Source organism: Nocardioides perillae, from assembly GCF_013409425.1.
GTDB lineage: Bacteria > Actinomycetota > Actinomycetes > Propionibacteriales > Nocardioidaceae > Nocardioides > Nocardioides perillae.
Map to the genome: position 1 here is coordinate 2,310,482 of NZ_JACCAC010000001.1, position 14,779 is coordinate 2,325,260.

General features: G+C 76.3%; 15 protein-coding genes. 10 read left to right on the forward strand and 5 right to left on the reverse strand.

Annotated features, from left to right (window positions below):
* Nucleotides 1-4: 4 nt before the first annotated feature.
* Nucleotides 5-961 carry a glycerophosphodiester phosphodiesterase family protein gene (locus tag BJ989_RS10700; RefSeq protein ID WP_179518202.1) on the reverse strand — a complete coding sequence of 319 codons (957 nt, stop codon included), beginning with the start codon at nucleotides 959-961 and terminating at the stop codon, nucleotides 5-7.
* Nucleotides 962-1,100: 139 nt separating this feature from the next.
* Between BJ989_RS10700 and BJ989_RS10705 the strand changes: the two genes are divergently transcribed.
* From BJ989_RS10705 to BJ989_RS10715, 3 genes are all read left to right on the forward strand, one after another.
* On the forward strand, nucleotides 1,101-2,195 hold the full coding sequence (locus BJ989_RS10705) for a hypothetical protein (RefSeq protein ID WP_179518203.1): 1,095 nt from the start codon (nucleotides 1,101-1,103) through the stop codon (nucleotides 2,193-2,195).
* Nucleotides 2,196-2,464: 269 nt separating this feature from the next.
* Nucleotides 2,465-3,865, forward strand: a complete 1,401-nt coding sequence (locus BJ989_RS10710) for a hypothetical protein (RefSeq protein WP_179518204.1) — start codon at nucleotides 2,465-2,467, stop codon at nucleotides 3,863-3,865.
* Entirely contained in the window at nucleotides 3,862-4,539 is a 678-nt protein-coding gene (locus BJ989_RS10715; RefSeq protein ID WP_343049268.1) for a sortase domain-containing protein, read from the forward strand. The genes BJ989_RS10710 and BJ989_RS10715 overlap by 4 nt, the downstream gene beginning before the upstream one ends.
* A 42-nt stretch (nucleotides 4,540-4,581) precedes the next feature.
* Here BJ989_RS10715 and BJ989_RS10720 read toward each other — a convergent pair whose 3' ends face one another.
* Nucleotides 4,582-5,106 (reverse strand): YbhB/YbcL family Raf kinase inhibitor-like protein, encoded by a 525-nt coding sequence (locus BJ989_RS10720; protein ID WP_179518205.1) that lies wholly within the window; start codon nucleotides 5,104-5,106, stop codon nucleotides 4,582-4,584.
* Nucleotides 5,107-5,173: 67 nt separating this feature from the next.
* On the opposite strand from BJ989_RS10720, the gene cobT reads away from it, so the two are divergent.
* The 4 genes from cobT to BJ989_RS10740 all read left to right on the forward strand — a co-directional run bounded on the left by cobT (nucleotide 5,174) and on the right by BJ989_RS10740 (nucleotide 8,892).
* Nucleotides 5,174-6,271, forward strand: a complete 1,098-nt coding sequence (gene cobT, locus BJ989_RS10725) for a nicotinate-nucleotide--dimethylbenzimidazole phosphoribosyltransferase (RefSeq protein ID WP_179518206.1) — start codon at nucleotides 5,174-5,176, stop codon at nucleotides 6,269-6,271.
* Nucleotides 6,271-7,515 (forward strand): uroporphyrinogen-III C-methyltransferase, encoded by a 1,245-nt coding sequence (gene cobA, locus BJ989_RS10730; protein ID WP_179518207.1) that lies wholly within the window; start codon nucleotides 6,271-6,273, stop codon nucleotides 7,513-7,515. Before cobT ends, cobA begins: the two co-directional genes overlap by 1 nt.
* Entirely contained in the window at nucleotides 7,515-8,318 is an 804-nt protein-coding gene (locus BJ989_RS10735) for a TrmH family RNA methyltransferase (protein WP_179518208.1), read from the forward strand. The genes cobA and BJ989_RS10735 overlap by 1 nt, the downstream gene beginning before the upstream one ends.
* A 100-nt stretch (nucleotides 8,319-8,418) precedes the next feature.
* Nucleotides 8,419-8,892 (forward strand): hypothetical protein, encoded by a 474-nt coding sequence (locus BJ989_RS10740; RefSeq protein WP_179518209.1) that lies wholly within the window; start codon nucleotides 8,419-8,421, stop codon nucleotides 8,890-8,892.
* On the opposite strand, the gene def is transcribed toward BJ989_RS10740, so the two are convergent.
* Complete coding sequence (def, locus tag BJ989_RS10745; protein ID WP_179518210.1) at nucleotides 8,850-9,512, reverse strand: peptide deformylase; 663 nt, start codon at nucleotides 9,510-9,512, stop codon at nucleotides 8,850-8,852. The genes BJ989_RS10740 and def overlap by 43 nt on opposite strands.
* An 88-nt stretch (nucleotides 9,513-9,600) precedes the next feature.
* On the opposite strand from def, the gene BJ989_RS10750 reads away from it, so the two are divergent.
* Complete coding sequence (locus BJ989_RS10750) at nucleotides 9,601-10,965, forward strand: acyl-CoA dehydrogenase family protein (protein ID WP_179518211.1); 1,365 nt, start codon at nucleotides 9,601-9,603, stop codon at nucleotides 10,963-10,965.
* A 73-nt stretch (nucleotides 10,966-11,038) separates the two neighbouring features.
* Nucleotides 11,039-12,250, forward strand: a complete 1,212-nt coding sequence (locus BJ989_RS10755) for an acyl-CoA dehydrogenase family protein (protein WP_179518212.1) — start codon at nucleotides 11,039-11,041, stop codon at nucleotides 12,248-12,250.
* Nucleotides 12,251-12,343: 93 nt separating this feature from the next.
* Here the strand turns inward: BJ989_RS10755 and BJ989_RS10760 are convergent, their stop codons facing one another.
* Nucleotides 12,344-12,907, reverse strand: a complete 564-nt coding sequence (locus BJ989_RS10760; RefSeq protein ID WP_179518213.1) for a hypothetical protein — start codon at nucleotides 12,905-12,907, stop codon at nucleotides 12,344-12,346.
* 81 nt (nucleotides 12,908-12,988) lie between these two features.
* On the reverse strand, nucleotides 12,989-13,276 hold the full coding sequence (locus tag BJ989_RS10765; RefSeq protein ID WP_179518214.1) for a YiaA/YiaB family inner membrane protein: 288 nt from the start codon (nucleotides 13,274-13,276) through the stop codon (nucleotides 12,989-12,991).
* Between the two features lie 103 nt (nucleotides 13,277-13,379).
* Between BJ989_RS10765 and BJ989_RS10770 the strand changes: the two genes are divergently transcribed.
* On the forward strand, nucleotides 13,380-14,720 hold the full coding sequence (locus tag BJ989_RS10770) for a DUF2252 domain-containing protein (protein WP_343049269.1): 1,341 nt from the start codon (nucleotides 13,380-13,382) through the stop codon (nucleotides 14,718-14,720).
* Nucleotides 14,721-14,779: the final 59 nt, after the last annotated feature.

Genomic DNA, 14,779 nt, shown 5'->3' on the forward strand with positions numbered 1-14,779 from the left:
GCAGCTAGGTGGCCCGGTCGCCCGGGGCGGTCCGGGCGGCCCGCCGCTCCGCGCGCAGCCGCCGCCGCTCCGCCCGGGCGCGCGCGGCGCGGTGGTAGCGTTCCTCGACCTCGGCGCGCACCCGCAGCGCGAGCTCGGGCTCGTTGGTCGTGACGAGCCACGCGCGGCCCGGCCGCATCCAGTAGCGCAGTGCCTCCTCGTCGTCGACCGTCCACACCAGGAGCGGCAGGTCCACGCGCCGCGCGAAGGAGCGGACCCCCGCCCGGGCCAGGCGCTGGTGGGCCACGACGACGTTGGCCCGTGAGTCGCGCACCCGCGGGCGGGCGACGACCTCCGAGGTGCGGATGCGGACCTTCTCGGCCACCGGCAGGCCCACGGTGCTGCGCCCGAGCGACAACCCCACCAGCAGCGGCAGTCCCTCGCCCTCCGCCCAGTCGCGCACGGCGCGCACGGAGTCGTCGTCGAGCGTGGTCACGACGAGGTCGTGCGGGCCCAGGCGCTCGACCGCGAGCCGCGCCGCCGCCACCTCCGCAGTGCTCGCCGGGTCGGCGTACGCCGCCGCGGGGGAGCGGAACTTGAGGTCGACGTGCGCCTGCTTGCCGGTGCCGGCGAGGGCGTCGAGGACCTCGTCGTAGCGCAGCACCTCCGACACCGCCCCGGCGTACGTCGCGAGGTCGAGGTGCGCGAGCGGGCGCAGCGCGCCGCCGACCTCCACCACGTCGTCGTGGTGGAGCACGAACGTGCCGTCGCCGAGGAGCTGCACGTCGAACTCGACGAAGTCGACCTCGAGCCCGAGCGCGCGGTCGAGCGCCACCCGGGTGTTCTCGAGGTGGGTCGCCGTGCCGGCCCCGCACCGGTGGGCACTGACCAGCACCGGCGGCGCGGGGCGACGGGCGCGCCCCGGGGCGAGGCGTCGAGGCGGCGTCGGTCGGGGCGCCTCGGCCGGCGCGTCTCGTGTCACCGCTCCAGTCTGGGGCGCGGAGCGGCCGGGGCCGCAGCGGCACGCTGGTTTGAGCGCCGTCACCGGGGGGAACACCCCTCTCGGCGAGCCGTGTCCCGGGGCGGCGTCGCCCTCCGCCCCGCTCGACTCGAGGAGTCCCGTGCCACCGCACCTCCCCACCCGCCCCGTCCGTGCGCGAGCCGCGGCTGCCGCCACCCTCGCGTCGCTGGCCGTCGTCGCCGCCGGTGCTGCACCCGCCACGGCTGCCGGCCGAGGTCACGAGGAGCGACCCGGTGGCGGGGGGGAGCGCGGCACCGGCTCTGCCGCGGCACCGGCGCCGGGCGAGCGCTCGAGTGGGCGCGGCAGCGACCGCGGAGGCGACGACCGCGGCAGCGTCCGCGGAGGCGACGACCGAGGCCCGCGTGCAGACGGCCCGGGTGCCGGAGACGACGGCGACCGCGGCCCCGACGACCGCTCCCAGGACCGCGACCGCTCCCAGGACCGCGACGACCGCGACCGCGGCGACCGGGGCACGGACCGCGACCGCGGCGCACCGGCCGCTGCTGAGCGAGATCGCGGCGGTGAGCGCGGCGGTGAGCGCGGCGGTGAGCGCGGCACTGGGCGCGGCAGCGAGCGCGGTAGGGGCGCCGAGGGCGAGCGCGCGCCCGGCCCCGAGCGCGGGCGTCCCGCCACGTCCGGGCAGCCCGGCACCGCCGAGCAGCCACCCGCCGCGCCGGGCACGACCGATCCCGGTCCTGGCGACGCCTCCACGGGCTCGGAGCCGACCGCCGGACCCGCCGAGGGCCCGGCCGACGGCGACGCCGACGAGTCCGTCGCCGCCGCGGCCCCGACGACCGCGGCGACCGCCGCCGCCGCGGTGCGGACGCCGGTCGCAGCGCGGGTCAGCGCGGCGGGCGGGGTCGGCCGCGCGAGCAGCGAGGGCCCGCAGTCGCCGCAGGCCGCGGCCCAGGTGTGGGAGCTCGGTCCCGGCGCCCAGCGCGACATGGCCGAGCCCACCTGGTCGACCGCCGACGACATGCCGCTGTGGTGGTGGCGGGGCGAGGCCCCGGCGTCCGTGGCAGCCGGCCTCGGCCCGGCCGCGCCGCTCGCGGTGGCGCAGGCGGCCCTGCCCGGCTCCGCGACGGAGCGGGAGGTCGCCTTCCTGCTGCTCGTCGGGGCCGGCGGCGGTGCTGCGCTGCTCGGCGCTGCGGCTCGCCGCCGTCCCGCCCGAGCACGGGTGCGCACGCCGCGCTGAGCCTGACCGCGCGCCCGAAGCCTCACCGCCTCGACGCCCCCGGGACCCGGTCCCGGGGGGCGTCCCTGTGCGCGCACCGGGGTGGCGCCCTCACCCCTGCGGGGGGCCACAGGGTTACGCACGTCGCTGCCGGGACCACCCTCGAGGGTGGTTTTGACGCCGTTTGTTGGCTGGCGCGTTTGTGCAGGTCAGACCGGAGGAACAGTGTTCCCGCCGGGCTCGGGCCGGCGCCACCACCCGTCGCGTCGACCCCTCCCAGGAGATCCCCCATGGCTGCTCAGACACCCCTTCGCCCGGCCGGCGACCGGCCGCGTCGCACCTCGCGCACCCCGGGCCTCGCTGCGGCCGCCGTCCTCACCGCAGCCGCGCTCTCCGTCAGCTCCTCCGGCGCCGCGCTCGCCGCGCCCGTCGCGGTGGCCGCCGCCGACCAGGGCAAGGGCCAGGGCAAGGGCCAGGACAAGGGCCAGGGCCAGGACAAGGGCCAGGGCCAGGGCCAGGGCGGGAGCCGGGGCAACACGGGAGGCGAGCGCGCCCAGGGCGGGTCCGCCGGCACCAGCAGGGCCTCGCAGCCGAGCGCACAGGGGCCCGGCGCCGCCCAGGAGAAGCGCGAGGAGAAGGACGACAAGAAGGCAGCCAAGGCCGAGAAGAAGGCCGAGAAGAAGGCCGGGAAGGGTTCCGGCTCCGCCGGCTCGCGTGGCGGGTCCGGTGCCGGCAGCCCGGGCACGCCGCAGACCACGTCGCCGGGCCGCTCCAGCACCGCCCCGAGCAGCAGCGGCGGCAAGGGCGGCGGCAAGGCCGGCGGCAAGGGCGGCGGCAAGGCCGGCGGTGCCGGTGACCCCGCCGGGAACAACGGCACCGTGAAGATCGCGCCCTACGGCGAGATGGACGGCATCCCGCAGAACAGCCCCCACCCCGGCTGCACCTTCCAGGTCGAGTGGTACGGCTTCGACGAGGGCGAGGACGTCGTCTCGACGGTGTCCTTCGCGATGCACGCCCCGACCGCCGACGTCGGCCTGAGCGTGGCCGGCGACACCACGGTGCCGGTCGGCGGCGACCCGGCATCCGGCGCGGGCACCGACACCGGCCTCGACGGCGTCGAGACCTACACCCTTTCCTTCGACGGCGAGCCGCACCCGCAGCAGGGCTACCACGTCAAGCTGACGGTCAGCACGCCGCGCTCGCAGGGCAACGACACGAAGACCAAGGTCTTCTGGGTCGAGCCGTGCACGACCGAGGCCCCCGGGACCGAGACCCCCGGCACCGAGACCCCCGGCACCGAGACCCCCGGCACCGAGACCCCCGGCACCGAGACCCCCGGCACCGAGACCCCCGGCACGGAGACCCCCGGCACGGAGACCCCCGGCACGGAGCTGCCCGGCACCGTGGACACCGGAACCGGCCTGGACACCGGCACCGACTCGGGCACGGTCACCGAGGAGGGCGTCGTCGCGGGCTTCACGGAGTCGCAGGACGCCGAGGCGAGCGCCGACCTCGCCGCGGCCGGCGGTGCCGGCAGCGAAGCCGGCACGACCGCCGCGGTGCCGACCTCGGTCGACGCCGGTCTGACCACCGGCGAGCAGGTCGGGCTGGCGGCACTGGTCGCCACGCTCCTCGGCGGCGCGGCCGCGCTCGTCGGCATCCTCGCGAGGCGGCGTACTGTCCGGTCGTGACCTCCTCGACGCAGCGCAGCTCGCCCGGTCGCCCGTCGGCGGCCGGGCGGCTGCGCGACGTCGTCACCACCCTGCTCGTGGTCGGCGGCCTGGCGGTCGCCGGCACCGGCCTGTGGCAGTGGTACGCCGACGGCGCACCCACCCCGTCCCGCGCGGCCACCGGCCCGGTCGAGCAGGAGTCGTCCAGCGCGACCGCCGCGCCGCCGGCCGAGCTGCCGCAGGCGCAGCCCGCACGCACGCGCCCCGGCGCGCCGTTGCGGGTGCGGGTGCCCCGCCTGGGGGTGGACGCACCCGTCGACCCGGTCGGCGCACCCGGTGGCACCTTGACCCCGCCGTCGGACGCCACCCGACTCGGGTGGTGGGCGGCGGGCGCCCGGCCCGGACAGCGCGGCAGCGTGCTGGTCGCGGGCCACACGGTCAGCACGGGCGGTGGTGCGCTCGACGACCTCGAGCTGCTGCGCCGCGGTGACGACGTGGTGGTGCGCACCACCACGGGCAGGCGCAGCTACGAGGTGGTGTCGGTGCAGGTGCTCGGCAAGGGCGTGCTCGCCCGGCGGGCACAGCAGCTCTTCGACCAGCGGGTGCCGTCGCGGCTCGTGCTCGTGACGTGCGAGGACTGGGACGGGACGGCCTACCGCAGCAACGTCGTGGTCACCGCGCGCCCGCGACGCTGACGCGGCGCGGGCGGCGGGCGCAGACCCCGGACGAGACCCCGATCAGTGCTGGTAGGTGCCGTGCAGCACGGCCCGCCCGAGGGTCTTGAAGGCCAGGTTGAACGACACGACGGCCGGGCTGGCGTCGGCGTCGACGCCGAGCGTCTCCTCGCCGACGGCGTGGACGACGAAGTAGTAGCGGTGGACCTGGTCGCCCTGCGGCGGCGCGGCGCCCATGAAGCCGGCCTGGCCGGCGTCGTTGCGCACGTGGAAGGCGGACCCCGGCAGCTCGCCCGACGCCGCGCCGGCCTCGAGCGAGGTGACGTCGGCGGGCAGGTCGACGAGCACCCAGTGCCAGAACCCGCTGGGGGTCGGGGCGTCGGGGTCGAAGCAGGTCACCACGAAGGACTTCGTGCCCTCCGGGGCGCCCGCCCACGACAGCTGCGGCGAGGTGTTGCCGCCGTCGGCCACCTGCGCGTCGTCGAGGGGCTGGCCGTCGTGCACGTCGGTGCTGGTGACCTGGAACGACGCCGTGGCCGGCAGCAGGTCGTAGGGGTTCGGGCTGACGGGTCGGTCGAGCTGGCTCATGCCGGTGAACATAGCCCCGGGGCGAACACCCGTCGGCCGTCCGGACGGGCTGGGGGAGACTAGGCGCATGCTCGCCACGACGACGGACGCCGACCACCGCGACCCCGAGGACGCCCTGGCCGCGCTGCGTGCCGCCGTCGGTCCCGGCGACGACGGCGCGGCCCGCGACGCCCGCGAGCGGCAGGCCCAGCTCACCAAGCCCGCGGGTGCCCTCGGGGCGCTGGAGGACGTCTCGGTGCAGCTGTCGGCGATCGCCGGCAGCTGCCCGCCGCCGGTGCCGGCGCGACCGGCCGTCGCCGTCTTCGCGGGTGACCACGGGGTGCACGCCGCGGGCGTCTCGCCGTGGCCGCAGGAGGTCACCGCCGGGATGGTGGAGAACTTCCGGGCCGGGGGAGCGGCGGTCAACGTGCTGGCGCGCGCGTGCGGCGCGCGCGTCGTCGTGGTCGACGTCGGCGTCGCGAGCCCGGTCGAGCCGGGGCCCGACGTGCTGGTCCGCAAGGTGCGGGCCGGGACCGCGGACCTGAGCCGCGGGCCGGCCCTGACGCGCGAGGAGGCGCTCGCGGCGCTCCTGGTGGGGGCACAGGTGGCCGCGGACCTCGTGGCCCAGGGCCACGACCTGCTGCTGACCGGTGACATGGGCATCGGCAACACGACACCCTCGGCCTGCCTCGTGGCCGCCCTGACCGGGGTCGCCGCACGCACGGCGACCGGCCGCGGCACGGGCGTCGACGACGCGACCTTCGCCCGCAAGGTGGGCGTGGTGGAGCGCGCGGTCGCCCGCCTCGCGCCCGACGCCGACCCCGTGGCGGTGCTCGCCGAGGTGGGCGGGCTCGAGCACGCCGCGCTGGCAGGCTTCGTCCTGGGCGGCGCGGCCGCCGGGGTGCCCGTGCTCCTGGACGGCGTCATCGCCGGCTCCGCCGCGCTCGTGGCCGTGGCCCTCGCGCCGCACGCCGCGGCGTACCTGCTCGCGGGGCACCGCTCCGTCGAGCCCGGGCACACCGCCGCGCTGCGGCACCTCGGGCTGCGGCCCCTCGTCGACCTCGACCTCCGCCTCGGCGAGGGCAGCGGCGCCGCGCTCGCCGTGCCCCTCGTGCGGGCCGCTGCGCTGCTGCTGGGCGAGATGGCCACCTTCGACGGCGCGGGCGTCGCCCGCAAGCAGGGCTGATGGGCGCCGAGACGCCCGAGGGCGCACCCGCCCCCTACCCCGTCGGGCTGCGCCTGGCCGGTCGCCGCGTCGTCGTCGTCGGTGGCGGTCAGGTGGCCCAGCGCCGCGTGCCCGCGCTCATCGCCGCGGGTGCGCGCGTCACCGTGGTCGCGCCCGAGGTCACGCCCGCCCTGGAGGGCCTCGGCGGGGAGGTCACCCTCGAGCTGCGCCGCTTCGAGCCGGCCGACCTCGACGACACCTGGTACGCGATCGCGGCCACCGACGACCCGGCGGTCAACGCCGCCGTCGCCGCCGCGGCGGAGGAGCGACGCACCTTCTGCGTGCGTGCCGACGACGCCTCGCAGGCCACCGCGTGGACCCCGGCGGTGGGACGCCACGCCGGTGTCACGGTGGCGGTCCTGGGCAACCGGGAGCCGCGGCGGTCCTCCGCCGTGCGCGACGAGATCATGGCCGCGCTGCAGGACGGCACCATCGCCGCCCGGGGCGCGCGCGACCGCACGCCCGGCGTGGTGCTGGTCGGCGGCGGCCCCGGTGACCCGGAGCTCGCCACCGTCGCCGCGCGGCACGCGCTCGCGTCGGCCGACGTCGTGGTCGCCGACCGGCTCGCCCCGCGCGAGCTGCTCGACGGGCTCGACCCCGACGTCGAGCTGGTGGACGTGGCCAAGCTGCCCCGGGGACGCTCGGCCACCCAGGAGGAGATCAACCGCGTCCTCGTCGAGCGCGCCCGGGAGGGCAAGCGTGTGGTGCGGTTCAAGGGCGGCGACGGCTTCGTCTTCGGCCGCGGCTACGAGGAGGTCCTGGCCTGCCAGGAGGCGGGGGTGCCCGTCACGGTGGTGCCCGGGCTGTCCTCCTCGATCTCGGTGCCCGGGCTCGTCGGCATCCCGGTGACCCACCGCGGCGTGGCCCACGAGTTCACCGTCGTCTCGGGCCACCTGCCGCCCGACCACCCCGAGTCGCTGGTGGAGTGGTCGGCGCTGGCCCGCCTGCGCGGGACCCTCGTGCTGCTGATGGCGGTCCAGAACGCCGGCGCGATCGCCGCGGCGCTGGTCGCGGGTGGTCGCCCCGCGGGCACCCCGGTGGCCGTGGTCGCGGAGGGCTCCATGCCCGCGGAGCGCACGGTGCTCAGCACCCTGGGCACCCTGGACGCCGACCTCGCCCGGCAGCAGGTGCGCCCGCCGGCGATCATCGTCGTCGGCGAGGTGGTCGCCGTGGCCCGGCCCGAGCACTACGCCCGCGCCCACTGATGGCCGAGCTGGTCACCGTCGACGACCCCGCCGACCCCCGGCTCGCCGACTACCGCGACCTGCGCGACGTCCAGCTGCGGCGTCACCTCGAGGCCGAGCACGGGCTCTTCCTCGCCGAGGGCGAGAAGGTGGTGCGGCGGGCGGTCGAGGCCGGCTTCGCGCCGCGCTCCTTCCTCGTCGCGCCGCGCTGGCTCGACGGCCTCGCCGACGTGCTGGCGGCCTCCGACGCCCCCTGCTACGTCGTGTCCGAGGCGCTCGCGGAGCAGGTGACGGGCTTCCACGTCCACCGCGGCGCGATCGCCTCGCTCGAGCGGCGCCCGCTCCCGACGGTCGCCGAGGTGCTGGAGGGCGCCCGCTCGGTCCTCGTGCTCGAGGACGTCGTCGACCACACCAACGTCGGGGCGATCTTCCGCTCCGGTGCCGCGCTCGGCTTCGACGCCGTGCTGCTCTCGCCGCGGTGCGCCGACCCGCTCTACCGCCGCTCGGTGAAGGTCGCGATGGGCGCGGTCTTCTCCGTGCCCTGGACCCGCCTCCCGGACTGGCACGACGCCCTCCCGGCGCTCTCGGCGGCCGGGTTCACCACCGTCGCGCTCACGCTCGCGGCCGACGCCGTGCCGGTGGAGGACGCCGTCGCCGGCGTCGACCGGATCGCCCTCGTGCTCGGGACCGAGGGCCACGGGCTGTCGCCGCGCTGGCAGTCCGCGGCCGACCGCCGCGCCGTCATCCCGATGCGCGCGGGCGTCGACTCCCTGAACGTCGCCGCCGCCACGGCGGTCGCGTGCTACGTCGCCGCGGCGCGCTGAGTCGCCGCGCGCGGAGCCGCCGCGCCGGGGCCGGCCCAGACCAGGGGGCGCTGGGGCCGGCCCACCCGTGACCCGCGGTCGCGCCCCTCGTTGAGCAGGCATGACCACGACCCCTCCGGCGCCGCAGGTGCCGCACCAGCGCGTCGGCGCCGGGGCGCGGCCGGCCCAGCCGGCGCAGGTCGTCGACATCGACGCCGAGGTGCTCGCCGCCAGCCGGCAGCGCCCGCTCATCACCCTGGACCACCTGGACGAGCACGCGACCGCCGTGCTCCTGGGCGTGCTGCTCGACGGTCGCGCCGGCCACCCGGGGGCGGAGGCCCGCGCGCTGCGCGGCGAGGCGCTGGTGCACCACCTGGTGACCCGCAGCAGCCCGGCCGACCTCGTGCGCCACGGCGTCCGCGTGGGTCGCATGGTCCGCGCCCTCGACCCAGAGGCCCGCGCCGAGGTGCTCGACGAGCTCGGCCCCCACGGCAGCCCGCGGCGGGCGCTGGTCGAGCGCCTGGCCACCGCCGGCGACGCGACCGCCCGCGCCTACGCGGTCGGGTTCACCGGCTGGTCCGCGCCCACCGCCTGAGCCCCCTCGGCGACGCCCGCCGGCCAGTCCGCGGGGTAGTCCTCGGCCGCCTTCTCGTGCTGCTTGCCCAGCTTCTTGCGCAGCTTGGTGGGCAACCGGTCGCCGAAGACCGTGCCGAGGGTGTGGTCGGTCTCGTGCTGCAGGCACCGCGCCAGCAGGCCGTCGCCCTCGAAGGAGACCGGCTCGCCGTCGAGGCCGGTGCCGTCGACGCGCGCGTGGTCGGGCCGCGCGCACTCGACGAAGGCGCCGGGGAAGGACAGGCAGCCCTCGTCGTCGGCGTCCAGCCGGCGGTCGCGGCCCTCCGGCAGCGTCAGCACGGGGTTGCACACGACGCCGACGGTGCGGCGACCGCTCGCGTCGGGGCAGTCGAAGACGAAGACGGCCAGGTCGACGCCGACCTGGCAGGCGGCGAGCCCGACGCCGTCCGCGGCGTACATCGTCGCCACCATGTCGGCGACGAGCGAGCGCAACCCCTCGTCGTACGTCGCGACGCGCTGCTGCGCCCGGTGCATGACCGGCGTGCCCCAGCGGGTGATCGGCCGGACCCGCCCGCCCGCGGGCAGCGGGCCGTGGGGGGCGAGGACGTCGTCGGGCGCGGCGGTCTCAGCAGGGTCGGCCATGGTGGGCAAGCCTAGTCCGCGCACCCGGGTGACCCGCACCACCGCGCGGTCTGTAGCGCGCTGTGCAACTCACAGTTACAGTTGCGGCATGTCCCTGACCAAGAGCCTCCGCCCCGGCGGCAAGCACGGTCTGTCCAGCTCGGAGTCGCGCGACCCGATCGGCTACGCCGTCGCTGCGCTCAACGTGCTGGCGCAGAGCGAGCTGATCGACCGCCTCGGCCTGCGGCGCACCGCCGAGCAGACCGTCTTCACCGCGACCCGCAACGGCTTCAAGGTGGCGGGTGCCGCCAGCCGCACCTTCGCCCGGAAGGGGGCGACCGGCCAGCCCGGCGTCCGCGTCCGCCCCGCCGATCCCGCCGGCACCTTCGACCTCACCCCGACCGAGGACGAGCAGATGCTCGTCGACGTCGTGACCGAGCTGGCCGACGAGGTGCTGCGCCCCGCCGCCTCGGAGGCCGACGCGGCCTGCGTCGCGCCCGACACCGTCCTGAAGGCCGGTCTCGAGGTGGGCCTGCCGCTCCTGGGCGTCCCCGAGGCGCTCGGCGGCATCTCCGAGGAGCGCTCGGCGATGGCCGGCGCCCTGGTCGCCGAGGCGCTCGCGCGTGGCGACATGGGCCTGGCCGTGGCGAGCCTCGCTCCCGGTTCCGTCGCCACGGCGCTCTCGCTGTGGGGCACCGAGCAGCAGCAGCAGACCTACCTGCCCGCCTTCACCGGCGACGAGGTCCCGGCCGCGGCGCTCGCGCTGAGCGAGCCGACGGTGCTCGCCGACGTGCTGGCACCGGCCACCACCGCGCGCCGCGAGGGCGGCGAGCTGGTGCTCGACGGCCTGAAGTCCGCCGTCGTGCGCGGCGCCGAGGCGGAGCTCTTCGTCGTCGGCGCGCTGCTCGACGGGGCGCCCGTGCTCGTGCTGGTGGAGTCCTCCGCCGCCGGGTTGAGCGTCGAGGCCGACCCCGCCATGGGCGTGCGCGCCGCCTCGCTCACGCGGCTGCGCCTCGACGGCGTCCGGGTGCCCGTCGACGCCGTCCTCGGCGCCACCGACGGCACGACGTACGCCGAGTGCGTGCGGCTCTCGCGCCTCGCCTGGTGCGCCCTGGCGGTCGGCACCGGTCAGGCCGTGCTCGACTACGTCACGCCCTACGTCAAGACCCGCGAGGCCTTCGGCGAGCCGGTCGCCCACCGCCAGTCGGTGGCCTTCATGGTGGCCAACATCGCGATCGAGCTGCAGGCGATGCGGCTGCTGACCTACCGCGCCGCCTCCCGCGCGGCGCAGGGCAAGGACTTCGCCCGCGAGGTGGCGCTGGCCCGCAAGGCCTGCACCGACCGCGGGATGCAGATCGGCCTCGACGGCGTCCAGCTGCTCGGGGGACACGGCTTCGTCAAGGAGCACCCGGTCGAGCGGTGGTACCGCGACCTGCGTGCGATCGGCGTCATGGAAGGTGCGGTGCTCGTCTGAACACCCCACGCTGTCGCTCGTTCCCCCCGCTCCGCTCCTCCCACTCCCGACACCGAGGGGACCCCGAAAGACCATGATCAACCTCGAGACTCCCAAGAAGCACCGGGCCCTGGTCGACCAGGCGCACCAGGTGGCGATGAACATGCTCCGGCCGATCTCCCGCAAGTACGACCGCGAGGAGCACGCCTACCCCAAGGAGCTCGACATGCTGGCGGCCATGGTCGACGGCCTGTCGGACTCCGGCGCCTCGGAGGGCGCCGGCGCCGCCGGCGTCAAGCGCGACGAGAAGGCCGCCGACACCGGCGTCAGGAACGGCGCCAACCTCGCCTCGGTGCTCTCCATCGCCGAGATGTGCTGGGGCGACACCGGCCTGCTGCTGTCGATGCCGCGTCAGGGCCTCGGCAACTCCGCGATCGCCTCGGTGGCCGACGAGGAGCAGCAGGAGCGGTTCAAGGGCACGTGGGCCGCGATGGCCATCACCGAGCCCGGCACCGGCTCCGACTCCGCCAACATCTCGACCACGGCGCGCCTCGACGGCGACCACTACGTCATCAACGGCGAGAAGATCTACGTCACCTCCGGCGACCGGGCCGACTCCGTGGTCGTGTGGGCCACGCTCGACAAGAGCCTCGGTCGCGCCGCCATCAAGTCCTTCGTCGTCGAGAAGGGCACTCCGGGCATGCGGGTGGAGCGGCTCGAGCACAAGCTCGGCATCCGCGCCTCCGACACCGCGGTCATCATCTTCGAGGACTGCCGCGTGCCGGCCGAGAACCTCCTCGGCAGCCCCGAGATCGACGTCAAGCAGGGCTTCGCCGGCGCGATGGCGACCTTCGACAACACCCGGCCCCTGGTGGCGGCGATGGCGGTCGGCTGCGCCCGCGCCTCCCTCGACCTCACCCGGGAGCTCCTCGAGCGGGCCGGCGTCGAGATCGACTACGACCGCCCGGCGCTGTCGCAGGCGGCCGCGGCGGCGAAGTTCCTCCAGCTCGAGAGCGACTGGGAGGGCGCGCGTCTGCTCACCATGCAGGCGGCGTGGATGGCCGACAACCGCCAGCCCAACTCGCTCGAGGCCTCGATGGCGAAGGCGAAGGCCGGCCGGGTGGGCTCCGACGTCACCCTCAGCTGCATCGAGCTGTGCGGCACGCTCGGCTACTCCGAGGTCGAGCTGCTGGAGAAGTGGGGCCGCGACTCGAAGATCCTCGACATCTTCGAGGGCACCCAGCAGATCCAGCAGCTCATCGTCGCCCGCCGGGTGCTCGGCCTGAGCAGCGCCGAGCTCAAGTAGCACGAGAGCGGCCCAGCCTCCGCACGCACGAGCGGCCGGCACCCCCGCGGGGGCGCCGGCCGCTCGTCGTACGTCGTGAGGTGCCGTGGTGCGTCAGTCGCCGAAGCGCGGGTCGGCCGCCCGGGCCATCGTCTCGGCCTCGGACTGCAGCGCGGCCGCGGTGGCGGGGTCGAGCACCCCGCCCTGGTCGCCGCCCGCGCCGGGGCCGGTGCCGGCGCCCGGCTCGGCGCCCTCGGGCGTCGTCGAGGAGTAGACGACCTCGGCCTCGGGCTCCGGGGTCCGCTCCGGCGGCGGCGCCGGGACAGGCGTGGCCACCGAGCCGGGTGCGGTGCGCTCGGGCTCCGGGGTGGGCTCGGGGTCCGGGGCGGGCGGCTCGGGCTCGAAGGGCACGGGCTCGAAGGTCGGCTCGTCCACGGCGGCGTCGACCGCTGCCTCGGTGCCGGTCGAGCCGGCCCGCTCGGCCTCGGGAGCGCCGGGTGCCCGCGAGGTGCTGTCGGTGGAGGCGTCGGACCCGCCTCGCACGACGTGCACGAGCCCCGCGGCGGTGCCGCGGGCGAGCCCGACACCGTGCGCGACGGTCGCGACGGGGTGCGTCGCGGCGCTGAACGCCGTGGTGACGAGGCGCCGGGGGAGGGCGGTCAGGGTCGAGAGCGACATGGGTCGTCCTTCCGTTCGGTCAGTGGCCGGTCGGTACCCACGACGGCGGCGCCCACCCGTGCCGGCGACGTGAGCAGGACCTCAGGAGACGGCCCGGAAGGGGTCGTGCTCGGCGAGGATCCGCTCGACGCGCGCCTGGTCGAGGCGCTGCACCACGGTGGAGGCCTCCTGGGCGTCGCGCACGCACTTGGCGAGCGTGAAGGCCGAGGTGGTGAGGTAGAGGGTGCCGAGGCCGAGGAAGGCCCGGACCCAGGGGTCGACCGGCAGGTAGAGCACGGCGAAGACCATGGAGACGAGCGCCAGGCCGAACGAGATGGCGGCCTGGGCGTAGAAGGCGTTGGTGTTCTTGGCGGCAGTGGGGTTGTCCATGCCCCGAGCCTCCCGTGGCCGTGGCCGGGCCGGCACCGGTCGCCGTGCTCGACCTGCCTGAGCACGGGTGCTCAGGGCGACGTGGGGCGGCACACTCGGAGCCGTGACCACCGACCTGCCGACCGCCCTGTCCGACGAGGCACGCTCCGAGCACATCGTCACCGTGCTCGAGCAGGCCTTCGCGCCGCTGGTGGCGGCCGACCCCGCGGCCTTCCGCACGAAGTACCGCAAGATGGCGCGCGACCCGCACGCCTTCTACCGCGGGACCGCCTGCCTGTTCTTCGCCGACGTGACCGCCGCCCCGGACCCGTGGGCGCGCCACGGCGCCGACCGGATCTGGGTGCACGGCGACCTCCACGTCGAGAACTTCGGCACCTACCTGTCCTCCGACGGCCGGCTGGTCTTCGACGTCAACGACTTCGACGAGGCCTACCTCGGCCACTTCACCTGGGACGTCCAGCGCTTCGCCGCGTCGCTGGCGCTGACCTGCTGGCAGAAGGCGCTGCCCGAGGACGCCGTGCGCGCGCTGGTGGGCACCTACGTCGACGCCTACCTCGACCAGGTCGACCGCTACCGCGCCACCGACGACGACGAGGACTTCGGGCTGCGCCTCGACAACACGACCGGCCACGTGCAGGCGGCCCTCGCCGCGGCCCGGCTGCGCCGGCGCGGCGACGTGCTCGACCCGATGACCCGGCAGGAGGGCGACAGCCGGGTCTTCCGCGACGACGCGCCGCGGCGCCGCCTCGACGACGCCGAGCGCGAGCGGGTGCTGGAGGCGTTCGCGCACTACCTGACCACGATCCCGCCCGACAAGCGCATCGACCGCGACCTCTTCTACCAGGTCAGGGACGTCGTCGGCGTCTCCGGCTTCGGCATCGGCAGCGCCGGCCTCCCGGCGTACAACGTGCTGGTCGAGGGCCGCAGCGAGGCGCTCGACGACGACGTCGTCCTCAGCCTGAAGCAGGCCAACGTCCCGGCCGTGAGCCGTTTCGTCGACGCCGCGGGCATCGAGGGCTACTTCGAGCACGAGGGTCACCGCACGGTGGTCTCGCAGCGCGCGCTGCAGGTGCACACCGACCCGCTGCTGGGCCACACGGCCGTCGACGGCGTCGGCTACGTCGTCGCCGAGCTCTCGCCCTTCGAGGTGGACCTCGAGTGGCACGGGATCACCGAGCCCGACGACATCCGCGAGGTGGTGGTCAGCCTCGGCCGCGCGACCGCCAAGGTGCACTGCGCCAGCGACGAGGACAGCGACCAGGACCTCGTCGACATCCAGGTCGAGGACGCCGTCGCCGCCTCGGTCGAGGGCCGCCGCGAGGAGTTCCGCGCCTGGGTCACCGACTTCGCCGTCGAGTACGCCGCGCGGGTGCGGCGCGACCACACGCTCTTCGTCGAGGCCTTCCGCTCCGGACGGACGGGGATCTCCGCCACGCGGGCCTGATCGCGGACCGGGGCGTGACCTCCGGTGGTCTGGACCGTTGAGGGAGGCAACCCCTACTC